This window comes from Aestuariivivens insulae (genome assembly GCF_022662195.1).
Taxonomy (GTDB): domain Bacteria; phylum Bacteroidota; class Bacteroidia; order Flavobacteriales; family Flavobacteriaceae; genus Aestuariivivens; species Aestuariivivens insulae.
Window position 1 is genome coordinate 57,619 of record NZ_JAKMCS010000010.1, and the last position, 22,747, is coordinate 80,365.

The window sequence follows — 22,747 nt, forward strand, 5'->3', positions numbered from 1 at the left end:
TTAATTGTTTATGAAATTAATCAAAATAATTGGACACCTACTCATCTTTCTATTTTTAACAGCCTTAACTCAAGTTGGAGGAATAATTTGGTGTATTACTTGTTTTGTATCATATAAATACAGCAAAAGAAAACGAATTGTTTTCCCTTTAATATACTTAGTTTTCAATCTAATGATTGTCCCTCCTATCGCTAAGTTTTTAGGAAGGGAAAGACTTCCAGTGCTTAATTCTCAGTTAAGACCAAGGAATATTACTTATCCCCTACTGTTTAGAAATTATGTGAAACCAGAATTAAATGACTTATTAAAAAATACCGCAAAAAGATTGACTACATATGATATCACTATAACTTATCTAGATGCCAATTTCCCTTTTTTAGATGGCTTTCCTTTGTTACCTCATTTAAGCCATAATGACGGAAAAAAGATTGATATTTCATTTATGTATATGACCAATAAAGGCAACAAAACAAATAAAAAGCCTTCAGTATCGGGTTATGGCATATATGTAGAAAAGGAAAACCCAACTGCCAATGATTGTATAAACAAAGGGTATTTGCAATACGATTTCACAAAATATTTATCATTAGAAAATAAAAGCAATTTAAAGTTTGACCCAGAAAACACTAAAACTTTAATCCTAGAATTATTAAAGGCGGCAAATTCAGAAAAGCTATTTATTGAACCCTATTTAAAAGATCAACTGGGTTTAAATGCATATTCAAAAATTCGATTCCATGGTTGCCAAGCTGTTAGACATGATGATCATATTCATTTTCAAATAAAATAAACTTTCAATAATTATTGAAAGTTTAGAAATAATTTTTATATTTGTGTCATGGAATATCAAGAAGCAAAAGAAAAGTTTATTAGTACTTGGGGCAGTTTGGGCACACTTTGGGGTATTAACAAGGCCATGGCACAAATACAATCCTTGCTTTTTATATCCACTAAGCCATTATCTATGGAAGAGGTCATGGAAGAACTTAAAATTTCCCGTGGCAATGCCAGCATGAATTTACGTCAGCTTATGGATTGGGGCATTGTAACCAAAGAGTTAATACCTGGAGAGCGCAAAGAGTTTTTTACCACCGAAAAAGATGTACAGGAATTGGCAAGACATATTGCAAAAGAGCGCAGTAGAAGGGAAATAAAACCTGTGATAAAAGTATTGAAAGAAATAAGTTCAATTAAAGATGATGGCACAGCTAAAACCAAAGAGTTAATCAAACAAACCAAGGCATTGCACGATCTAGCTGATACGGCAGATGCTTTGATGAATAAAATTGTGAGCCAAGAACAAAACTGGATCACTAAATCTTTATTAAAACTGATTAAATAAAATTTTTTAAAATATGATTTCAATTATTTCTGAAAGTTTAAAACATACTAAAATGAAACCAAAAAACATTTTCATGACCTGTGAATGGAAAAACTTAATTATGTCGACATACGAAGTGGACAAATCAATACTTGAACCCTATTTACCTCCAAATACAGAATTGGACCTCTATCAAGATAAAGCCCTTATAAGCTTGGTAGCTTTTACATTTTCAAAAGTCAAGTTCTTTGGCTTTAAAATTCCATTTCACCAACATTTTGGCCAAATAAACTTTAGGTTTTATGCTAAATCTAAAATTGATGGCTCTAAAGGCGTTGTTTTTATTAGGGAGTTTGCTCCAAAACTCCTAATAGCCCTTGTTGGCAATAAAATTTATAATGAACCTTATTATTTTAAACGTATTCGTTATAAGAAACACAAAACCCAAGATAACATTAGTTTAAAATACAGCTATCAAAAAGCATCAGTTCAAACTAATGCTACATTAAAAACCAAAGAACCGCTCTCTAACACCTTAACGCATTTTATAGTTGACAGATATATTGCATTTGTAAAAAGTAAAAAAAAAACAACCCTTAAATATAACATATATCACAGACCATGGAAAACATACCAACCCCAAAATGCACATGTTGACCACAATTTATTAAAGCTTTTACCAACAAACTTCAAAAATCTAAAACATTTATCTACATATTTGATAGACGGTTCAGAAGTAAGTATCCAAAAAGGTATGCTACAATAAATAGTATCAATTTAAACTTATTTAAATATTCACTTTTTTATCCTATTTTTGATATTCAAAAATAGAATGGATGTCCAATCACAAACTCAACCCTAATAAGTGGATCGACCTATACTCCGATTACTTATTCAACTATACCATCTCTAGGGTTAGCGATCGTGAAGTAGCCCAAGATTTAGTACAAGACACTTTTTTGGCAGGTTTAAAATCAATGGGCAACTTTAAAGGAGAAGCCAGCGAACGTACCTGGCTCATTTCTATTTTAAAACGAAAAATTATTGACTATTACCGCAAAATAAATTCCAACAAAGGGAAGGCCGAGGTTAGAATGTCCTATAACGATACCGAAAATGAAGGTGACTGGCTGGAAGAACGTGTTGCCGACCCGTTTGATAAAACTGCCGAAGACCAAATACAAAACACAGAACTTGGCGATGCCATTTACAATTGCTTAGACAAACTACCACAAAAGCAAGCCGAAGTTTTTAAGATGAAAACAATACAAGGTTTCGAAACCGAAGTCATTTGTAATGAACTCAATATAACACCGTCTAACCTTTGGGTAATTATCCATAGAGCACGTACCGCTATGGCCAATTGCTTAAAAGAAAACTGGTTCTAATTATGGGGAAGATTAAAATTGTTATCCCTTGCAATGAAGCAAACCATGTCTGTGATAAAACACAGTACAAGAATGCGACACTTTGGGAAAAGATAAAACTCAATATTCACCTTCTATATTGCAGAGCATGTAGGGAATACACAAAAAACAACACGAAACTCACCAAAGCCATTACGAAATCACATGTTACCTGCTTGGACAAAACTGCAAAAGAAAAAATGAAAGAGGACTTAAACAAAGCCATTAAAGAGCAGGCCCACTAACAACATGCCAACAAGAATAAAAGCCAAAATATAGGCAATCCTTCCACCCAAAATCCGCTATAATACTTTCCTTGTTCTGTTTTAGAAAACACCACAAGCAATAGGGTTATCAAGGCAACGGCAAACATTACTAGGGTTTGACAGAGATTAATCTCGCTTTTAAAAAACTCCAATAAAAAGAAAACTATCAAAAGGATACCGCCAACTTGCTTGGTTCGCCTTACCCCTATTTTTTGAGGTATCGTAGATAACTTTAAACTATCATACCTTAAATCCCTAATTTCAAAAGGGAGCATTAAAACAACAATATATATAAAACGTTGCACACCCGTTAAAATAACGTCGCTGTTTATACTAAAATCCACATCTACTAAAGGCAAAAAAACCGTAACACCTGTCCACACCAGAGCAATGACATAAACCTTAAGCCCTCCTATACTTCTTAAATTATGCTTGCTATCTAAAAAAAAACGTTTAGGCAAAAACGGAATGGCATACAAAAAAGTAACGAGTGCAAAACCAGCTATATATAATAGTGTCCTTACACTTAATTGTAAAGCATAATAACACATCAAAAGAAAACAAAAAAATGAAAATACTTGAATAGTTTTCAACCAGTTTGCTAAGCTTCTGTGGTGAAATTTAGCCAAGCCATAAAATTTGACAAAATTATACCCTGTAATTGACGAAAATAGCACAAACATTAGCATTGCAAAATCTATCGAAATATCGTAATCTAGCACCGTAATATAAGTTAATGAAATAACCGACAGCGCCACATGAATGCTGCTATTGATATAAAAATTGACAAGTTGTTTCAATAACTTCATATAACAAAAGTACATGAATTTTTTCGTTTGAAATGAGCTATAAAAGATATAGGTCTCCTTCAATTTACTAGTAGGCGAATTACACCTGCCTGCCGGCAAGGCAGGTCTGACCTTTGAAAAATAAATAAATTTGAGCAGGTGAAAATTCGCGAAAAACAAACGAAAAAAGTTATATGGACTAACGAAGTGGTTACTGAAGTGAAACTAAATTTTGTTATTTCATTAAATACTAAATTTTAGTTTTACAGAAGAAAAGTAACCAAAGTGTTGATAACGGTTTTAAATGGTTGAAAACTTTATCAATTCATAAATAAAGAACATTAATTATTACGTATTTTTGCGGACTATATAATAAATCATCATAATTATCACAATTAATGAATACTAATGCCTTTGCTCTGCGTCATATCGGCCCTAATGAAAATGACCAAAACCTTATGCTGGAAGCTATAGGTTTAAACTCTCTAGATCAACTTATTTACGAAACCATCCCAGATGACATTCGCTTAAAAAAAGAGCTAAATCTAGATGAGCCAATGACAGAGCATGAATATTTGTTACATATCCATGATCTTTCCAAAAAAAACAAAGCTAGAAAGACATATATAGGCCTTGGGTATCACCCAACTATTTTGCCTGCAGTTATTCAACGAAATATTCTAGAAAACCCAGGATGGTATACGGCTTACACTCCTTATCAAGCCGAAATCGCCCAGGGAAGACTGGAAGCCCTTCTAAATTTCCAGACCATGATTACCGATCTTACGGGAATGGAAATCGCCAATGCATCTTTACTGGATGAAAGTACAGCTGCTGCAGAAGCCATGAGCTTATTATTTGCCGTTCGTGATCGTACGCAGAAAAAAGCTGGGGTAAACCAATTTTTTGTTTCAGAAAATATATTGCCCCAAACCCTATCGGTTTTACAAACCAGGGCGACACCTATTGGTATTGAATTGGTTGTTGGTAACGAAGATGAATTTGATTTTTCTGAAACTTTTTTTGGAGCCATATTGCAATATCCTGGGCGAGATGGACAAATAACAGATATTGAAACTTTTATAAGCAAAGCTAACAATGCTAACATTAAGGTAGCAGTAGCGGCCGACATTTTAAGTTTGGTTAAACTTGAAGCACCTGGTAAATTTGGAGCAGACGTGGTTGTTGGTACCACACAACGCTTTGGTATTCCTATGGGATATGGAGGGCCTCATGCCGCATTTTTTGCTACAAAAGAAGCCTACAAACGTGATATACCTGGGCGTATTATAGGGATAACAAAAGACGCCAACGGCAATAGAGCCTTACGTATGGCCTTACAGACACGTGAGCAACATATTAAACGCGATAAGGCAACATCTAACATCTGTACAGCACAAGTACTTTTAGCTGTTATGGCTGGTATGTATGCCGTTTATCATGGTCCTAAAGGGCTAAAATTCATAGCCAACAAAGTACACAATAAAGCATCAAAACTTGCAGAAGCCTTAGAGACTTTAGGCTATAACCAAGTAAATACATCGTATTTTGATACGCTTCAAATAAAGACAAAAGCCAAGCAAATAAAGAAAGTAGCAAAAGAGAAAAAGGTCAACTTATGCTATCCAGATAAAAATACTGTCACCATTTCAATTAATGAAACGACATCAATTAGGGACATTAACTATTTGATTTCCATTTTTGCTGAAGCGGCTAACAAAGAAACCATAGTTATAGATGCTATAACCGAAGCTAGTAATATTGAAACCGCCGTTAAAAGAACCTCAACGTTCTTAACCGAACCCGTTTTCAACAGTTACCACTCCGAAACTGAATTGATGCGTTACATTAAGAAATTAGAACGCAAGGATTTATCGCTTAACCATTCCATGATTTCTTTGGGATCCTGTACCATGAAGCTTAATGCTGCATCTGAAATGTTACCACTAAGCTGGTTTAAATGGGGGAACATTCACCCGTTTGCACCACTTAATCAAGCCAAAGGTTACTTAGAAGTTTTAAAGGCTTTAGAAGACCAATTAACTGAAATTACAGGATTTGCAGCAACATCATTACAACCAAATTCTGGAGCTCAAGGTGAGTTTGCCGGGCTTATGGTTATTAAAGCCTATCATGAATCAAGAGGCGACCACCATAGAAATATTTGTTTAATACCATCGTCGGCACATGGCACCAATCCAGCCAGTGCTGTTATGGCGGGCATGAAAGTAGTCGTTACCAAATCGACCGATGAAGGAAATATCGATGTAAACGACTTACGTGAAAAAGCCGAGTTGCATAAAGACAATCTAGCTGCTTTAATGGTTACTTATCCATCTACTCACGGTGTATACGAATCTGCCATTAAAGAAATCACCAAAATTATCCATGACAATGGCGGACAAGTTTATATGGACGGGGCCAATATGAACGCCCAAGTAGGTTTAACAAATCCTGGTAATATTGGAGCCGATGTTTGTCACTTAAACTTACACAAAACTTTTGCCATTCCTCATGGTGGTGGCGGTCCTGGTGTTGGTCCTATTTGTGTAGCCAAACAACTTGTACCATTCTTACCAAGCAACCCTGTTAAGGAAGTTGGCGGAGATAACGCAATAACGGCCATTTCGGCGGCTCCATACGGTTCGGCATTGGCCTGTTTAATCTCTTATGGTTATATAAAAATGCTTGGAGCCGAAGGCTTAACCCAAGCGACCAAAATGGCAATTTTAAATGCCAACTACATGAAAAAGCGCTTGGAAGGTAGCTTCGACACTTTGTATTCTGGTGAACGTGGCAGAGCAGCTCACGAAATGATTGTAGATTGCCGCCCCTTTAAAGCAAAAGGCATAGAAGTATCAGACATTGCAAAACGCTTAATGGACTACGGGTACCATGCCCCTACCGTATCTTTCCCTGTTGCAGGAACATTAATGATTGAGCCAACGGAAAGTGAAAGTAAAGTTGAAATTGACAGGTTTTGTGATGCATTAATTTCAATTAGAAAAGAAATTGATGCCGTTTCCAGTGAAGATACCAATAACGTATTAAAAAATGCACCACATACATTGGATATGGTAACTGCCGATGAATGGCTGTTTCCTTACTCCCGTGAAAAAGCTGCCTTTCCATTGAACTATGTAAAAGACAATAAATTTTGGCCAAGTGTAAGACGTGTAGATGATGCTTATGGAGACAGGAATTTAATATGTACCTGTACTCCAATTGAAGAGTATATAGAAGCATAATTTTATCGATGAACATCGTAAAGTTATCTTATAAAAGTTCGCCATATCATTTAAAGCAATTATATTAGCTTTTTAAGTTTAAAGCTATGAACATTAAGATAACAGGTACCGGAAGCTATATACCTGATAATATTGAAAAAAATGAAAGCTTTCATGAGCATGAATTTTTAAATGCCGATGGATCTTCAATAAATGATCCGAATGAAATTATAGTTGAAAAGTTCAAGTCTATCACTGGGATTATTGAACGGCGTTATGCTAAGCCGCACTTAAACTCATCAGACTTAGGTTTCTTTGCAGCAGAAAAAGCCATTGAAGATGCCAATATAGACCCAGAGACTATCGATTACATTATCGTAGCGCACAATTTTGGTGATGTAAAGCATAATACCATTCAAAGTGATATGCTGCCATCGCTAGCGGCTAGAATAAAGCATAGCTTACGCATTAAAAACCCTAAGTGTATTGCTTACGATATATTGTTTGGTTGTCCAGGTTGGATTGAAGGCGTTATACAAGCCAATGCCTTTATACGATCAGGTTTGGCCAAACGCTGTTTGGTTATTGGTACCGAGACCTTGTCTAGAGTGGTCGATAAACACGATAGGGACGCCATGATTTTTTCCGATGGCGCTGGAGCAACCATTATTGAAGCCACAAATGAAGAAGGTGGTATTCTAGCTCATGAATCAGCTAGCTTTACCTATGACGAAGCCTATTATTTGTTTTTTGGCAACTCCAACAAACAAGAGCTGTGCAGGGATACCCGTTACATAAAAATGGACGGACGCAAAATTTATGAATTTGCATTAAGCAATGTACCACAAGCCATGAAAGCTTGTTTGGACAAGAGTGGCGCAGACATAAAAGATGTTAAAAAAATATTCATCCATCAAGCTAACGAAAAAATGGATGAAGCCATTTTGAAACGCTTTTATAGGCTTTACAGAACAGACATTCCAGGACAGGTAATGCCCATGAGCATTCAAAAGTTGGGCAACAGCTCTGTAGCCACAGTGCCTACACTATTCGACTTGGTTAAAAACAACAAATTAGACAACCATAGTTTAAATAAAGGCGATGTGGTTATGTTTGCTAGTGTTGGCGCTGGCATGCATATCAATGCTATTGTTTACAAGTATTAGTATGTACGAACAGACTTATCCGAATAAGCGTTTTAAACTTACCTTAGAATTTTTAGAGCAACATGTTCCTAAATCGGAAAAAATACTCGATCTGGGCGTTGAAAACCCATTTTCAGAAATCATGGTTTCCAAGGGGTACCAGGTTGAAAATACCAAAGGAGAAGATTTAGATTTCGATACTTCTACCATAGAAAATTCGAACGCAGATACCATAACGGCCTTTGAGATTTTTGAACACCTTCTCTCCCCCTTTACGGTTTTACAAAACATTAAAGCTACTAAATTGGTAGCGAGTGTACCGCTTAGATTATGGTTTTCATCGGCATACCAAAGTAAAACAGATTTATGGGACAGGCATTACCACGAATTTGAAGATTGGCAATTTGATTGGCTATTGGAAAAAACAGGATGGAAAATCATTGACCGTAAAAAATGGGCCCATCCCACTAAAAAGATAGGTATTCGTCCCATTTTAAGATGGTTTACACCCAGATACTATATTGTTTATGCTGAAAGGACAGAAAATTCCAATGCCTAAAACCAACATTTCAAGAACGTTTTAATGCCTTTGATTTTTTATTTGGTTTTGTATTGTTTTATTGATTTTAACATGACCCTTCCGACTTTAAACCCTTAATTGAGTTTAAAGCCACCTTCCCTTTTAAAGGGAAGGAATTGTGTTTATAGATTTATTTTAACCCTCCTCCTTTATAATGAGGAGTGACTTCGGTTTCTGGTAACTGAGAAACCGAAGACGAGGTGGTTCTAATCTTGGTCAAGATATTTTTGCTCATGCACTAAAACGTTTAACTTTGAACATTAAATTTTAAACTTTGAACTTCTATATCGTCATACCCGCACATAATGAAGAAAGCTCCATAGCTTTAACTTTGGATGCTTTAGTAAATCAAACCTTATTGCCTAAGCAAGTAGTTATAGTTAATGATAATTCAACAGATCATACTGAAGACGTTGTTAATGGTTATACCGAGAAACACAAATGGATTTCTCTGGTTAACTCAATATCCTCAAATGAACATTTACCCGGTTCAAAAATTATAAATGCTTTTTATAAAGGTTTTAATACGTTAGATGAAGGTTACGACGTGATCTGTAAGTTTGATGCCGATTTAATCTTTCCTAGCAACTATTTAGAACAGTTAGCTTTTCATTTTAAATCCAACCCTAAAGTAGGCATGGCTTCGGGGTTTTGCTACATTGAAAAAAACGGACAATGGGTTTTGGAAAACCTCACCCGAAAGGACCATATTCGCGGGGCGCTTAAAGCCTATCGTAAAGATTGCTTTTTACAAATTGACAAATTAAAACCATCTATGGGATGGGATACGGTAGACGAACTTCTTGCTAAATATTACAGTTGGGAAATTTTAACGGATGAATCTTTACATGTAAAACATCTAAAACCTACCGGCGCCAGTTACAACAAAGCTTCAAAATATTTGCAAGGCGAAGCCCTATATAAAATGCGCTATGGTTTTGTAATCACTTTAATTTCTGCCGTAAAATTGGCCTTTAAGAAAGGAAAATTTCAATTCTTTAAAGATTATATGGCTGGATACTTTAAGGCCAAAAAGGAAAAACCAGACTTTTTGGTAACCAAAACACAAGGTAAATTTATAAGACAACTTAGGTGGAAAGGTATGTTGCAAAGAAAAAGAGGTGCCTAAAAAAGTTTTAAATATCATTCAAAGCGAGCAAGGATTACCAAATAATCTTGAAGATAATAGATTCTTCAATCGGTCGTTACTTCCCTCCTTCTGAATGACACCGCTCTTCTCATTCTAAACTTATTTCAGAACCTCAACAACCATCAATTTTCCACAGTAACTAAAATAAATTCAGTTTAACAAAAACGATACTTTTTAAACACCTCTCCTTATAACTCAATAACTTAATAACTTAATAACTTAATAATACAACAGTCTAGTTTATCACCAATCGCTTAACAGCACTAACTCCAGTCTCAAGGTTTGTTACTTTCACAAAGTAAAGTCCGCTTTCAAAATCGCTTACATTTAAATACTTAGCCCTAGATAAGCCATTAAAAGACATATTTTGATTGTAAAATCTTAAACTTTTCAAATTATACAGACTAATATTGATATTATCTCCTGAAAAATTGGTTAAATCGACACTAACCGAACTTTTTGTTGGGTTGGGATAAAGTGCCACCTTACTAGTGCTTGCAACCGTTCTATTAATGGTAATGGCATTAGACAGACTAAAGCATCCTACTAAACTGGACATTAAGTGATCGCCTTCTGTTGGCGGATCCAAACCTTCCAGACCGTCCTCATAACTCATATGCCATAGTTTACAAACCCCTTCACCAGCACCATCAAAATCAACATCGGTATAATTAGCTGGTAAGCCAAGAATAATAGTACCGTCTTCGTTAGTCACTATCCAGGCTGAATTAGTGCCCATATTACCTTCTAATGTTATAGCCCCATCTTCAATGGTATCGGCCGTTCCATCGCCTACAGTAAAACTAAAACTGTTATCGTCTCCTGCTGTTAATGTGCCACCATTAACACCAATTCTTGTAACTTCTATAGCATTGGACAAACTAAAACACCCCTCTAAACCAGAAACAAAATAGTCTTCGGCTTCGGTTGATGCCATCATGCCTTGCAAACCATCTTCATAGGCTATATGCCATATTAAGCATACACCGCCACCAGCGCCTTCCAAATCGAATGGTGGGCCGTCTGGCACTGCCAATATTTTAGGATCCTCGGCATTATCGGTTATTATCCAGCCCATATTATCACCTAACAGGTCTCCCATAACTTCTACATCAAAAGCATCACTATTACCATCGCCTGCACAAATTTCTATGGCTGTCCCCCCGTCGTTAGCTATTGCTATACTTCCAGCATTAACACCATTTCTAATTACTGTTATTGGGTTGGACAAATCAAAACACCCCATTAAATCATTGGCATTGGTAACGCCCTCCAAGCTTACGTTTTCGGCATAACTCAAATGCCAAATGAGGTAAGTTCCCTCACCATCTGCTTCAAAATCGAATGTGGTATCGGTGGTTGTCATTACAATATCGGCATTAGTTTCTGTTACAACCCATATCATGCTCACCTGTGCTCCTCCACTGGCTCCCGTGACATTTACTTCAAACAAATCTGAATTTCCATCACCGGCACAAATTTCAATTTCTGTTGCACCGTCGGCCAGGGACGCCTCACCGCCTTCCGGCTGTTGGATAAGCTTAACCTCGATGTAATTGTCGGATATATCATATTTCCCCCTTAGATCTTCTAACAGGTTAGAAATATGTTTATGCCAAAAAGGTTGCACTAGCGGTTTCATACCATTATAGGACAAGTGATAGACTCTTACTGTGCCTTCCTCTTCTTCATTATTAAAGTCAAACCACGGTTCTTCCGGCAAATAAAGTATATTGTCTTCATCATCGGTAATCACCCATTGCTTAAGCCTTCCAGAAGCACCTTCAACCATAAAATGGACAATATCCTCAACCTCATCTCCTATACAAGCTTCGGCATAATCTGAACCATCCATGGTGCTAACCATTCCACCTTCAACTGTAGCATTTTCATTCGCATTTTCGTTACCTGTATCACTGGCATTTGAATTTTGAGCCTGCAAAACAAAAAGACCAAACAACGAAAAGATAAAAATTAACAGTAATAATTTTGGTTGGGCTAAAAAAAGATTTGAGGGTGAAGTGTGTACTTTTTCTTTCATAACTGCCTGATTAATAAATTAATAAGAAATAAAAATTACGAAAAAAAATAGGATTACCAGCTATTTAAGATTTCAAATGCAAATATTATCGACAACTAGTTGAAGCTCCAGCTTTCAGAACTATTAGAGGCCTCTAAAACAGTCTCTATACGGTCTTCTAACTGCGGAAAAAAATCAATTCCCGTAAGGGCTTCAATAGAATCTACCGACACCACAAAATCCGTTAACGGTCTATTGGAGTTTTCATGGGGTACTAAAAACCCAATCATTTTAGGATTTTCCGAATTGTAATCTAAAAGCAATTTATAAAACTGATTAGGTACAGCGACAGCTTCTTCTCCAATGGTTTTTAAATTGCCTTTTAAAACCCCACCAGTGACCACAAAAACACCATCGTACCTTTTGGCCCAATAACGTACCTTTTGCTCAAGCTCATTCCAGATACCGGAATTAAATTCGTGTTCTTGTGGACTAATGTTACTCGTTAAAAAAGTTTCGTCATGCGCTTGTTTGCTATATCTTCTATCCCCTGCCGGACATAAGTGTCCGCGGTCATAACCCGAGTTCTTATAATTACGCCAGTGTGCCGCTCCTGTATTTACCGCTTGGTCAATTTCGAAATAGGGTCGCTTATAATTGGCTTTGGACAAGTGTTCCTTTTTTAACTCGTAGGCCACCCATTCGGCCTGTTCGTGGGTTTCGCTATAAGATAACGAATAGCCTTCGTGATGTACTATTTGCCCAGCCGTACTTGTTGGCAAAAAGAACACATTGGTATTTGCTTTAGCGGTTTTGCCCTCTACGACTATAGCTTCCTTTTCTTGCTCTATTAAAATATGCTCGTAAGCATATACTCCTATAAGAATGAGAGCTGCTATAATGGAATATAGGGTACGCTTCCTCAATTAGTTTAAAACAAATTCCAGTGGTTGGCCTATAGCACCATTGGGGAAATTAATACCCAGAAGAGCAGATATAGTTGGTGCAATATCTGTGATCTCCGTTTTCTTGATTGTTTCGCCATGAGCTATTCCATGTCCAAAAAATAAAAGCGGTACATGGGTATCGTAACTAAAACCGCTACCATGGGTTGAACCTGTTTTTGGATAAGAAATATAAGCAGGGTCTGAAACCACAATTACATCCCCAGAACGTTTTTGGTTATACCCTCTTTGAAGCAAAGCCTCAATGCCTTCACTAAACTCTGTTGTGCCCATTGTCGTTGCCGAATACACTTTGTCGACATGATCGTAAGCAATTAGTTCGTTCACAATAGCTTCTTGCACATCTTCCAATTCCAATCCCATAGCCTTAATCTTTTCCCTGTTTAAAAAGATTTGGTTGTTACTAACGTTTTCAACTAAATCTGAAGCTTTAAAGGTTTGTTCCATAAAGGCATTAAATTTGGTTCTGGTTTTCGCATTATCTAGATAACCTGCTGGAATTTTAACCGATTGCAAATAGGCCGGCACATTAACCGCAGCGTGGTCGGCTGTTAAAAACACGGTATAATTGTTTTTTCCCACTTGGGCATCCAAAGCCTGAAAGAAGCGCTCTAAATCTTTATCCAATCGGATATAGGTATCTTCTATTTCTTTGGAATTAACCCCAAAATTATGCCCAATATAATCGGTACTTGAAAAACTAACTGTTAACACATCGGTAATATCATCTTGTCCTAACTGTTCTCCTTTTAAGGCCGCAATGGCAAAATCTGCTATCAAGCTGTTACCATAAGCGGTTGACTTTAAAATGTCGTAACCCCCATTTGAATCTTTTAAAACATCTAATTGATATGGAAATGTAGCTGTTTCTTTTCCTTTAAATCCGCCTTCAAAATCATTTAAATCATCGCCGCTTTCCGCATAGGTTTCAATATCATAAAATGTATTCCATTCGGTTAGGTATTTAGATACTGAATGTTCAGCATTAAAATCGTTTACCCAAACTGGTAATTCATTCATATAATAGGTACTGGAAATCCATTTGCCTTCATCTTTCCCCTGGAACCAATAGGCCGCATTGGCGGTATGGCCAGCTGGCATAATAGCCCCTCTGTCTTTAATTGAAACACCTATGGTTTTACCTTGCATTTGTGTAAACAACCTGTTTTCGTCTGCAAAAGTGGTCGTCTTTAATCGATGCGGAGACATTTGTCCAGATTTCTCTAAAGTCCCAACCGACTGTACCGATGTATCCCCAGCACAATACACACTTTGCTTTATTGTTTTATCGTACCAATTGTTGCCAATTATTCCATGATATTTAGGTGTTGTCCCCGTATATATCGACGCATGGCCTGGTCCTGTATAAGTTGGAATATAATTATAGTGATTGTTTTTACAATTGAAGCCTTCATTCATCATACGCTTAAACCCACCATCGCCATACTTGTTATAAAAACGAGTTAAATAATCGTAGCGCATCTGGTCTACAACGATACCCACCACCAGTTTTGGTCGACTTGATGGTGCCTGTTTTTCCTCCTTAACCTTACATGACATCATCAAAATTAATCCTAAAAGTGTTAGCGTTGTGTACTTCATCTTGACCTATATTTTTTAAATTTCCCAAAAATAGACATTTAAAAGAATCATTAATTAAAATTAAAGTAAAATACCTCTAAGTTTTTTTTACTTTAGCGTTAATAAATTTTTATATGGCATACCTTCATCATATTGGAACATATTTTTTAATGATTGCTGAAATGTTTCGCAAACCTACCAAATGGAAGGTCATGAAACATTTAATTTTTAAGGACATTAATGACCTAATTATTAGCTCCTTGGGTATTATTGCTTTTATTTCCTTTTTTGTGGGTGGTGTAATTACCATTCAAACTGCATTGAACATAAGCAATCCACTAATCCCAAAATACTTGGTTGGATTCGCAACCAGACAATCGGTAGTATTAGAGTTTGCACCAACGTTCACATCCATTATCATGGCCGGTAAAGTGGGATCTTTTATTACTTCCAGCATTGGCACCATGCGTGTTACAGAACAAATTGATGCCTTGGAAGTAATGGGCATAAATTCTATAAACTATTTGGTTTTCCCTAAAGTCATTGCCTTGTTGTTCTATCCGTTTGCCATTGCTATTGGTATGTTTTTAGGCATTCTGGGTGGCATGGCCGCTTGTGTTTATGGAGGCTATGCTACAGTATCGGATTACATCTTGGGTATCCAAACCGATTTTGATACTTTCCATGTTTCCTATTCCTTTATAAAGACCTTCATTTTTGCCTTTGTGTTGGCTACTATTCCGTCGTATCATGGATATTACATGAAAGGTGGTGCATTAGAAGTAGGCAAGGCCAGTACCACATCCTTTGTTTGGACCAGTGTGGCCATTATTCTATTAAACTATATTTCAACCGATATTATGCTAGGCTAATGATAGAAGTTAAAGATTTACATAAATCCTTTGGTGATTCCCATATTCTTAAGGGTATTAGCACAACTTTTGACAAAGGGCAAACGAACTTAATTATTGGGCAAAGTGGCTCTGGAAAAACGGTGTTTTTAAAATGCCTATTAGGTTTGTTTGATTACGAAGAGGGAGCCATAGCATACGATGGCAAAATTTTCTCCCAATTGAGTGAAGACCAAAAACGTAATTTAAGATCACAAATTGGCATGGTGTTTCAGGGCAGCGCGCTATTCGATTCAATGACCATTGCTGAAAATGTGATGTTTCCCCTCCAAATGTTTACTAAAATGAGTAAAAGTGAAATGCAGGATCGTACCGATTTTGTATTAAAACGTGTGAACCTAGCAGATGCCCATAATAAAATGCCCAGTGAAGCTTCTGGTGGTATGCAAAAACGGGTTGCCATTGCCAGAGCTATTGTAAACAATCCAAAATACCTGTTTTGCGATGAGCCCAATTCTGGACTAGATCCTAAAACAGCCATAGTTATAGACAACTTAATACAGGAAATCACAAAAGAATACCAAATCACCACAGTGATTAACTCCCACGATATGAACTCTGTTATGGAAATAGGCGAAAAAATCGTGTTCCTAAAAAATGGCTTTAAGGAATGGGAAGGCTCGAAAGACACTATTTTCAAAACCGACAATGTGGCTGTAACCGATTTTGTTTACTCTTCCAACCTCTTTAAAAAAGTACGCAGGATGTATTTGGAGGAAAACCAGTGAGCAGTGTTCAGTAAGCAATGTAAACCAAAACTAATTAGCCCGCTTTACCACCAAAGTATCTAAATTCAGTTTAAGCTTTAACCACTTTTCCAGTTTCTCTTTATCCTTTTTTCTGTTTTCTTCTTTAGCTAAAGAATCGACCCACTTCACTGTAAAAACGGAAATGGTATCCATTTTAGTGAAATTGGAATGAATAACATTAGCATACGATAACTGCTCTATGGTTTCGTAGTTTACTTTTACTTCTTTGGCTAATTCTTCAAAAGCAATATAGTTTTTTTCAAGCTTCGACAGTTTCCTTACCTTGTTCTCTAAATAGTTGATCTTCTCGGTCTGTGATAACAAATCTAAAGAGTCTCGTGTTCTCAGCTCCTCCATATAACGTAAGTTATCTAAGTTTTTAGACCTGTTTTGGTTAATTTTCAAAGTCGTATTGGCCAAAGCATTATAGTCCTTCATACGATTTTCTAACAATTCTTTGGTTGATTCTGGAATTTCATCCAATCCAAAGGTACTTATCTCTATTAACGATCCTTTTTCTCCATCATAATAGTATCTCGCATTGCTTTTCAAATATTCGTAATGATCTAATGTGCTTAATTCATTGTTCACAAAATTCCTTGCATCACGGTTAAAGTTACTTTCGTTCAGCACATTTATAAAAGTCCATACAGCCGGAACCATTACCACTATTGCCAATAGGGTTGCCATTCTAGAAATAAAATGCCGCCTTTTGGAATTAACATATTTAAGCATCGGGAAGCGTAACAATTTAAGCACCAAAAAGGTTGCCAAAGCTATAAAAATGGTGTTAATGGTAAACAGATACATAGCGCCGCCAAAGTAAAGCAAATTACCCTTGGCCAAACCGTAACCCGCCGTGCACAATGGAGGCATTAACGCCGTGGCTATTGCCACACCAAAAATAACTGAGGCTATAGTCCCTTTTTTGGTTCGTGCTATTATAAGGGCCAAACCACCAAAAAAAGCAATTAACACATCACGAATATCGGGGCGCACCCTTCCTAAAAGCTCCGAAGTATCTTCACTTAAAGGGAACAACCAAAAAAATAGAAAGGCCGTAATTAAACTTAAGGAAATCATTATGGCCAAGTTTATCAACGACCGCTTGAGGGTATCAATATCGTTAATGGCTATGGACAATCCCACCCCTAAAATAGGTCCCATAAGTGGCGAGATTAACATGGCACCAATAACAACCGCTGTGGCATTGGCATTTAACCCTACAGATGCCACAAATATGGAGCAGACCAAAATCCAGGCCGTAGCTCCTTTAAAGGAAATATCTCCTTTTATGGCCGCAATGGTAGCCTCCCTATCGGTGTCGTCACGAAAATCGAGTAATTCCCTAAAAAACCGCTTGGTGCTTTTTAGCAAGCCTTTTGCATCTTGCTTTACCGCTTCTTTAGATTGCTCTACAGCAGAATTGTTTCCGTTTTCTTCTTCTTCAGAAAAGTTAAACTTCGATTCTTGGCTCATAATTATCCATATTGTTCCCCATATTTGTCCTTTACCTTTTGGAGGGTTGTTTTTATATCTTGCTCTTTTGTCTTAGGAAAGATAAGCAAAACTTCGTCTTTATCAACAATTATATAATCCTGAATCCCATCAACGACCACAATTTTATTGTTTTTCGTACTAATCATGTTACCTGAAGCATTATTGGGTAAAACTCTAGCATTTACAATGGCATTACCCGTTTCACTCTTATTCAGTTTATCATAAAGACTCCCCCAGGTTCCTAAGTCGTTCCAATCAAACTCTGCTGCAATGACAAATACATTATCCGATGTTTCCATAATGGCATAATCGACCGATATGTTTTCTGCCTTTGGATAATACGCTTTAATAAAATCGCTTTCACCTTCAGTATTATAAACAGGTATCCCTGCTTCAAAAAGCTTAAACAATTCTAGTTGGTTATTTTGAAATGCTTTAACCACGCTTTTCACGCTCCACATAAAAATACCGGCATTCCATAAAAAATTACCTTGTGCAATAAATTGCTTTGCAGTTTCGTAATCTGGTTTTTCACGAAATTGGTTTACTGGTTTAATTACTTCATCGGAAATTTTATCAAACTCGATATAACCATAACCTGTATTGGGAAAGGTTGGCTGAACACCAAGTGTCATTAGCGCATCATTTGTTTCACAAAAGTCGAAAGCCTGCTGTACATTTTTGCTAAATGCTATTTCATCTTCAATCCAATGGTCACTCGGTGCCACGATCATAACAGCATCTGGGTTTTCTTTTTGAATTTTTAAAGATGCATATAATATGCATGGTGCGGTATTTCGCATGGCTGGTTCCAATACCACTTGCTTTTGGGTTACTTCTGGCAATTGCTCTAAAACCAAATCGTTATACCGCTCATTGGTTAATATATAGATATTTTCTTTTGGTATAATATGGGCCAAACGCTGAAACGTTTTTTGGATTAATGTACTCCCCGTCCCCAACATATCGTGAAACTGCTTTGGAAAGTCTTGGGTACTTACCGGCCAAAACCTTGATCCTACACCTCCTGCCATTAAAATGGCATAATAATTTTTATTCATATTCTTTGTCATTCAGAACGAACGCAGCGAAGTGAAGAATCTCTTAAAAACAGACATTCTCAACTCCAACTACCAGTTCAACTTAATAATTCGACTTCTGCATTAGGGTTAAACAAATATAACCTTCCTGTTTTAACCTCAACACATTCATAGCGTTTAACTCGTTTTTGTCCCATTTTAAACTCTTTCCCGTTATATAATTTAAACCTTTCTCCAAAAGGCACCTCAAAAATATAGATTTTATCATTGGGAACATCAAATTGTTTTAATGCCAAGGCCAAATTAACATCGGTATCGCTACTCGCTTTCGGATTTTTAAAATGCCTTGCCAATAGTGGCAACAGTTTGTTTGGAAAAACCTCTGGATTTAGAAATGGTAACATTAAATACTGAAAGGTTCGCTTCCACTCAACGCCATGTGGTTTTATAAACCCGCCATAGGTTTGGTAAGCTTCAAAATGCGCTATTTCGTGAATGAGTGTAATTAAAAAACGATAGGGGTTTAAATTTGAATTGACCGTTATTTGGTGCCTATCATTAGGCAATCGTTTATAATCGCCATGACGTGTTTTGCGTTCCTTTTTTATCTTAACCACCAAATGATCATGCTCCAAAAGTTTTAAAACTTTAGAAACGGCCTCTTGAGGGATATAATCTTGAAGTGCTTTTTTCATAGAAAACCAAGACATTTATGGCGTAGAATTAGACACCTGTAACAATTTGCCATTGTAATATTTATTGCCGTTAAGGGCAAAACTAAAAATGTATTCTGCCATTTCAAGCGCCGTTGTTGGTGCCTGATAGCCTGGAAAAGCTTCTTGTAACATCTCGGTTTGTACGGCGCCTAAGGCTAAGACATTAAACGCAATTCCAGAATCCTTGTACTCTTCGGCCAACAATTCGGTTAAGGTAATGACCGCTCCTTTACTGGAACTATAAGCCGCTAGTCCCGGAAATTTCATACTGCCTTGTACACCGCCCATAGAGCTTATGGTCACCACATGGCTACCCTTTTTCATAAATGGTAACATGACTCTAGTCAATTCGGCAACGCCAAAGACATTGGTTTTGTAGACCGTTTCGAAATCTTTAATTGACAATTCTGAAAAAGGCTTATTTATTAATTGCCCTGCATTATTAATTAAAACATCTACTTGCTGTTCCCAGTTAATTTTCACAAAATCTTCAACTTTGGCATAATCACTTTCATTGCTTAAATCGAACCCCATGCTAGTAACATGGTTCAATTTTAAATCTTGTATGGGCTGTTCGTTACGCGATAATGCCAAAACATGATGGCCTGCTTTGGCAAATAATTGTACCAACTCAAAGCCTATCCCTCTACTTGTTCCGGTTATAATTACATGTTTACTCATTGTTCAATTGTATTTCCTTGGTTGGTGCATTAATCATTCCTTCTAAAGCTGGAATCATTAAGTTTATAAAATTGGTCATGTGTTCAAAATCCATTTTATCCGCTTCATCATCCACATGATGGTAATAATCAAAATTAGTAAAATCGAAGGTTGAAATAGCATGCGCCGGTACTTTAAACGCATTGTAAAACGGATAGTTATCGGACCTCATAAACAGTTGAAATTCCTTTGCCTTTGGAAAAAAACCGATAATCTCTTTATCTGCATAACCATTTAATTTTTCCGCTATATTGGACTTTTCATACCCCGATATATAAGCCATCGTTTCTTCTTTGGCTCTTGGCACACCTATCATTTCAAAATTAATCATAGTATAAAGTTCTAAATTGGCTTCCTTCAATTTCTTAGCTAAATGTTGGGAACCCTTCAGTCCCATTTCTTCTGCATCGTACAACGTAAATAAAACACTTCGCTTGTTACTTTTTGTTTTCGAAAAATATTTTGCCCACTCCAAAACGGCTACGGTTCCAGAAGCATCATCGTTTGCGCCATTGGCAATAACATCTCCCTTAACTTCTTTAGCTGTCCCAATATGGTCGTAATGCGCGCCTAAAATCACAAACTCATTTTTTAGGACAGGATCGTTGCCTTCTAGGTATCCCACAACATTATACCCAATAATATCCTTTACTTTAAAGCTATCCCGATATGTCTCAAAATAAGGTTTTATACCATTGCTTTTAAAAATGCTTTCTATGTAAGCTGCTGCTTTTTCAAGCCCTTTGGTTCCAGTTTGTCTACCTTTTAATGCATCGGACGCCAGATAGGTTAAACTTTCTTTGACATTAGAAACCGAAGCGAGCTCAACTTTAGAACTTTTACATCCTATAAAAAGAAAAAAAACAAGTATTGAAGTAAGAATAGCAAAATGATGTTTCATAACGGTTATATTTTTTTGTGCTTAAAGATAAAAAACTACGGTATACTACTAGAGGTTAAATGCTCTTTATTAATAATCTCTGCTTAAGACTTGCATAACAATCTAAAAATCATTAATTTGTATACAAACATAACGCCATGCCAATATATATGGATCGACATGATGTTTCCAAAAGCGTGACAGCCGAAACCATTGCTCAATTACATCTTGAAGATTTAAAAATACAACATGAATTTGGATGCAAAGGAATGACCTATTGGTTCGACGCTAAAAGAAACACAGCCTTTTGCCTTATAGAGGCTCCAAACAAAGAAGCGGTTGAAGCCATGCATAACCACGCACATGGCGAGCTGCCTAATTGTATTATTGAAGTAGACACCACTGTTGTAGAATCCTTTCTTGGCCGCATAGAGGATCCTAAAACAAAAGACACTACCGATTTAAATATCATAAACGATTCTCCCTTTCGTATATTGATGCTCATTAAAACGAGTAATTACCTAAACAGACTTGAAGCCTACCAACTTACCTTGTTTTCCCAAAAGTTCCATAACAATATTTCCAAAACTCTCGACCATTATAACGGAAGTATCGTTAAGAACGATAACAATTCGTATTTGGTATCTTTTAAGTCTGCTTCCGATGCTGTACAATGCCTTCTCAAAATCCATTATCAATTTAAATATGTAACTCCAAAATTTGATGCTTCAGGGCGAAAACTTAATATCTCATTAACAACTGGAAACCCTGTTACCGATAAAGCTTCGCTATATGAAGAATCCATTTGCTTGGCAAAATATATATGTGATACCATAAAAGAACCACTAGTTATTACATCAGAAGTAAAAACATTATACGAAAATGAAAACAAAAATGCTATTATCGACAATACTTTGATAAGGGTTCTTAAACCTAAGGAAGAAAAATTCTTAACCCAACTTATGAATACTGTAGAAACCATCTGGAACAAACCCGATATTACAGTAGATGAATTTAGTAAAGTATCAGGCTATAGCAAATCCCAGTTTTACAGAAAACTAATGACTTTAACAAGTCTATCACCCAACCAATTTTTAAAAGAATACAGATTGCATAAAGCCATTAAATTATTACACCTCCAAATGGGCAACATTTCAGAAATAGCTTTTGAAACTGGTTTTAACAGTCCAAGTTATTTTTCCAAATGCTTTGTAAATACCTATGGCATTCTACCTTCTAAATATGTTCAACAACATTTAAATTAACGCTTCAGCTTATTAAACTAACTAACAAAGAAAACAAATGGTCTAAAATTATCTTTTTTTGAATTAAATATACTAGTCTTCCCTGCAACTAACACCTACCTTTAACACACACTAAACACAAAAAATTATGAGCAAATCACTTTTTGATCGCTTAGGCGGAAGTAATGGTATAGCAGACATTGTAGAGGATGCTATAGAAAACCATATGAATAACCCAAAAATCAACGCTCGTTTTCTTCCCTTTAAAGAACGTCCTGAACACCTCGCCACCATTAAACAGCATAGCATAGATTTTTTTAGTGCTGGTAGCGGTGGGCCAGTAGTTTATTCGGGGAAAGATATGGTTACTGCACATACAGGAATGAATATTAGCCCAGAAGAATATATGCATGTTATAGATGATATTTTTATGGCTTTGGACAAAAATGCCATTGATGAAGACACCAAAAAGGATGTACTAGCTATTTTATGGTCCCTTAAAGGGATGATAATTGCTAAATAGATATGTTTTATTAAC

22 protein-coding genes are annotated in these 22,747 nt (G+C 36.4%); 13 read left to right on the forward strand and 9 right to left on the reverse strand.

Annotated features, from left to right (window positions below):
- The first annotated feature begins 10 nt into the window (after positions 1–10).
- The 5 genes from MR062_RS12765 (at position 11) to MR062_RS12785 (ending at position 2,972) form a co-directional block, all read left to right on the forward strand.
- Positions 11–790 (forward strand): hypothetical protein, encoded by a 780-nt coding sequence (locus tag MR062_RS12765; RefSeq protein WP_242204875.1) that lies wholly within the window; start codon positions 11–13, stop codon positions 788–790.
- A gap of 48 nt (positions 791–838) precedes the next feature.
- Positions 839–1,342, forward strand: a complete 504-nt coding sequence (locus tag MR062_RS12770; RefSeq protein ID WP_242204877.1) for a GbsR/MarR family transcriptional regulator — start codon at positions 839–841, stop codon at positions 1,340–1,342.
- A gap of 52 nt (positions 1,343–1,394) precedes the next feature.
- Positions 1,395–2,087, forward strand: coding sequence for a DUF2071 domain-containing protein (locus MR062_RS12775; RefSeq protein WP_242204878.1), 693 nt, complete (start codon positions 1,395–1,397; stop codon positions 2,085–2,087).
- Between the two features lie 70 nt (positions 2,088–2,157).
- Positions 2,158–2,709 (forward strand): sigma-70 family RNA polymerase sigma factor, encoded by a 552-nt coding sequence (locus tag MR062_RS12780; protein WP_242204881.1) that lies wholly within the window; start codon positions 2,158–2,160, stop codon positions 2,707–2,709.
- A 2-nt stretch (positions 2,710–2,711) separates the two neighbouring features.
- Positions 2,712–2,972, forward strand: a complete 261-nt coding sequence (locus MR062_RS12785) for a hypothetical protein (protein ID WP_242204883.1) — start codon at positions 2,712–2,714, stop codon at positions 2,970–2,972.
- Here MR062_RS12785 and MR062_RS12790 read toward each other — a convergent pair.
- Positions 2,969–3,802 carry a UbiA prenyltransferase family protein gene (locus MR062_RS12790; RefSeq protein WP_242204885.1) on the reverse strand — a complete coding sequence of 278 codons (834 nt, stop codon included), beginning with the start codon at positions 3,800–3,802 and terminating at the stop codon, positions 2,969–2,971. The two genes, MR062_RS12785 and MR062_RS12790, sit on opposite strands and share 4 nt — an antisense overlap.
- A 377-nt stretch (positions 3,803–4,179) precedes the next feature.
- On the opposite strand from MR062_RS12790, the gene gcvP reads away from it, so the two are divergent.
- The 4 genes from gcvP (at position 4,180) to MR062_RS12810 (ending at position 9,862) form a co-directional block, all read left to right on the forward strand.
- Positions 4,180–7,029 (forward strand): aminomethyl-transferring glycine dehydrogenase, encoded by a 2,850-nt coding sequence (gene gcvP / locus MR062_RS12795; RefSeq protein WP_242204886.1) that lies wholly within the window; start codon positions 4,180–4,182, stop codon positions 7,027–7,029.
- Positions 7,030–7,115: 86 nt separating this feature from the next.
- Complete coding sequence (locus MR062_RS12800; RefSeq protein ID WP_242204889.1) at positions 7,116–8,174, forward strand: 3-oxoacyl-ACP synthase III family protein; 1,059 nt, start codon at positions 7,116–7,118, stop codon at positions 8,172–8,174.
- A 1-nt stretch (position 8,175) separates the two neighbouring features.
- Entirely contained in the window at positions 8,176–8,712 is a 537-nt protein-coding gene (locus MR062_RS12805) for a class I SAM-dependent methyltransferase (RefSeq protein WP_242204891.1), read from the forward strand.
- A gap of 295 nt (positions 8,713–9,007) precedes the next feature.
- Positions 9,008–9,862: a glycosyltransferase family 2 protein gene (locus tag MR062_RS12810; protein WP_242204892.1), complete on the forward strand. Its 855-nt coding sequence runs from the start codon at positions 9,008–9,010 to the stop codon at positions 9,860–9,862.
- Between the two features lie 256 nt (positions 9,863–10,118).
- Here the strand turns inward: MR062_RS12810 and MR062_RS12815 are convergent, their stop codons facing one another.
- The 3 genes from MR062_RS12815 to pafA form a co-directional block, all read right to left on the reverse strand.
- A complete protein-coding gene (locus MR062_RS12815; protein WP_242204894.1) occupies positions 10,119–11,924 on the reverse strand; it encodes a T9SS type A sorting domain-containing protein in 1,806 nt (601 codons plus the stop codon).
- Between the two features lie 95 nt (positions 11,925–12,019).
- Positions 12,020–12,829, reverse strand: coding sequence for a DNA/RNA non-specific endonuclease (locus MR062_RS12820; protein WP_242204895.1), 810 nt, complete (start codon positions 12,827–12,829; stop codon positions 12,020–12,022).
- A complete protein-coding gene (gene pafA, locus MR062_RS12825; RefSeq protein ID WP_242204897.1) occupies positions 12,830–14,470 on the reverse strand; it encodes an alkaline phosphatase PafA in 1,641 nt (546 codons plus the stop codon).
- A gap of 113 nt (positions 14,471–14,583) precedes the next feature.
- Between pafA and MR062_RS12830 the strand changes: the two genes are divergently transcribed.
- Positions 14,584–15,321 carry an MlaE family ABC transporter permease gene (locus tag MR062_RS12830; protein ID WP_242204899.1) on the forward strand — a complete coding sequence of 246 codons (738 nt, stop codon included), beginning with the start codon at positions 14,584–14,586 and terminating at the stop codon, positions 15,319–15,321.
- Entirely contained in the window at positions 15,321–16,088 is a 768-nt protein-coding gene (locus MR062_RS12835) for an ABC transporter ATP-binding protein (protein ID WP_242204900.1), read from the forward strand. The genes MR062_RS12830 and MR062_RS12835 overlap by 1 nt, the downstream gene beginning before the upstream one ends.
- A gap of 30 nt (positions 16,089–16,118) precedes the next feature.
- On the opposite strand, the gene MR062_RS12840 is transcribed toward MR062_RS12835, so the two are convergent.
- From MR062_RS12840 to MR062_RS12860, 5 genes are all read right to left on the reverse strand, one after another.
- Positions 16,119–17,588, reverse strand: coding sequence for a DUF389 domain-containing protein (locus tag MR062_RS12840; RefSeq protein ID WP_242204902.1), 1,470 nt, complete (start codon positions 17,586–17,588; stop codon positions 16,119–16,121).
- Between the two features lie 2 nt (positions 17,589–17,590).
- Positions 17,591–18,670: a mannose-1-phosphate guanylyltransferase gene (locus MR062_RS12845; protein WP_242204903.1), complete on the reverse strand. Its 1,080-nt coding sequence runs from the start codon at positions 18,668–18,670 to the stop codon at positions 17,591–17,593.
- 77 nt (positions 18,671–18,747) lie between these two features.
- A complete protein-coding gene (locus tag MR062_RS12850) occupies positions 18,748–19,344 on the reverse strand; it encodes a SprT-like domain-containing protein (RefSeq protein ID WP_242204905.1) in 597 nt (198 codons plus the stop codon).
- Between the two features lie 15 nt (positions 19,345–19,359).
- Entirely contained in the window at positions 19,360–20,046 is a 687-nt protein-coding gene (locus tag MR062_RS12855; RefSeq protein ID WP_242204908.1) for an SDR family NAD(P)-dependent oxidoreductase, read from the reverse strand.
- The gene (locus tag MR062_RS12860; RefSeq protein WP_242204910.1) at positions 20,039–20,986 is read right to left on the reverse strand and encodes a M28 family metallopeptidase; all 948 of its coding nucleotides are present in this window, start codon (positions 20,984–20,986) and stop codon (positions 20,039–20,041) included. Before MR062_RS12860 ends, MR062_RS12855 begins: the two co-directional genes overlap by 8 nt.
- A gap of 149 nt (positions 20,987–21,135) precedes the next feature.
- Here MR062_RS12860 and MR062_RS12865 point away from each other — a divergent pair, with 149 nt between their 5' ends.
- Entirely contained in the window at positions 21,136–22,230 is a 1,095-nt protein-coding gene (locus MR062_RS12865) for a nickel-binding protein (protein WP_242204912.1), read from the forward strand.
- 127 nt (positions 22,231–22,357) lie between these two features.
- Entirely contained in the window at positions 22,358–22,732 is a 375-nt protein-coding gene (locus tag MR062_RS12870) for a group I truncated hemoglobin (RefSeq protein WP_242204914.1), read from the forward strand.
- Positions 22,733–22,747: the final 15 nt, after the last annotated feature.

Bases quoted from the DNA above. Each gene is read 5' to 3' on its own strand.
- MR062_RS12800 (WP_242204889.1), top strand. From the start codon at position 7,116: ATGAACATTAAGATAACAGGTACCGGAAGCTATATACCTGATAATATT.
- MR062_RS12855 (WP_242204908.1), bottom strand. From the start codon at position 20,046: ATGAGTAAACATGTAATTATAACCGGAACAAGTAGAGGGATAGGCTTT.
- MR062_RS12870 (WP_242204914.1), top strand. From the start codon at position 22,358: ATGAGCAAATCACTTTTTGATCGCTTAGGCGGAAGTAATGGTATAGCA.
- MR062_RS12790 (WP_242204885.1), bottom strand. From the start codon at position 3,802: ATGAAGTTATTGAAACAACTTGTCAATTTTTATATCAATAGCAGCATT.
- MR062_RS12835 (WP_242204900.1), top strand. From the start codon at position 15,321: ATGATAGAAGTTAAAGATTTACATAAATCCTTTGGTGATTCCCATATT.
- MR062_RS12780 (WP_242204881.1), top strand. From the start codon at position 2,158: ATGTCCAATCACAAACTCAACCCTAATAAGTGGATCGACCTATACTCC.
- MR062_RS12785 (WP_242204883.1), top strand. From the start codon at position 2,712: ATGGGGAAGATTAAAATTGTTATCCCTTGCAATGAAGCAAACCATGTC.
- MR062_RS12765 (WP_242204875.1), top strand. From the start codon at position 11: ATGAAATTAATCAAAATAATTGGACACCTACTCATCTTTCTATTTTTA.
- MR062_RS12860 (WP_242204910.1), bottom strand. From the start codon at position 20,986: ATGAAACATCATTTTGCTATTCTTACTTCAATACTTGTTTTTTTTCTT.
- pafA (WP_242204897.1), bottom strand. From the start codon at position 14,470: ATGAAGTACACAACGCTAACACTTTTAGGATTAATTTTGATGATGTCA.
- MR062_RS12840 (WP_242204902.1), bottom strand. From the start codon at position 17,588: ATGAGCCAAGAATCGAAGTTTAACTTTTCTGAAGAAGAAGAAAACGGA.
- MR062_RS12775 (WP_242204878.1), top strand. From the start codon at position 1,395: ATGAAACCAAAAAACATTTTCATGACCTGTGAATGGAAAAACTTAATT.
- MR062_RS12830 (WP_242204899.1), top strand. From the start codon at position 14,584: ATGGCATACCTTCATCATATTGGAACATATTTTTTAATGATTGCTGAA.
- MR062_RS12845 (WP_242204903.1), bottom strand. From the start codon at position 18,670: ATGAATAAAAATTATTATGCCATTTTAATGGCAGGAGGTGTAGGATCA.
- MR062_RS12815 (WP_242204894.1), bottom strand. From the start codon at position 11,924: ATGAAAGAAAAAGTACACACTTCACCCTCAAATCTTTTTTTAGCCCAA.
- gcvP (WP_242204886.1), top strand. From the start codon at position 4,180: ATGAATACTAATGCCTTTGCTCTGCGTCATATCGGCCCTAATGAAAAT.
- MR062_RS12805 (WP_242204891.1), top strand. From the start codon at position 8,176: ATGTACGAACAGACTTATCCGAATAAGCGTTTTAAACTTACCTTAGAA.
- MR062_RS12850 (WP_242204905.1), bottom strand. From the start codon at position 19,344: ATGAAAAAAGCACTTCAAGATTATATCCCTCAAGAGGCCGTTTCTAAA.
- MR062_RS12770 (WP_242204877.1), top strand. From the start codon at position 839: ATGGAATATCAAGAAGCAAAAGAAAAGTTTATTAGTACTTGGGGCAGT.
- MR062_RS12865 (WP_242204912.1), top strand. From the start codon at position 21,136: ATGGATCGACATGATGTTTCCAAAAGCGTGACAGCCGAAACCATTGCT.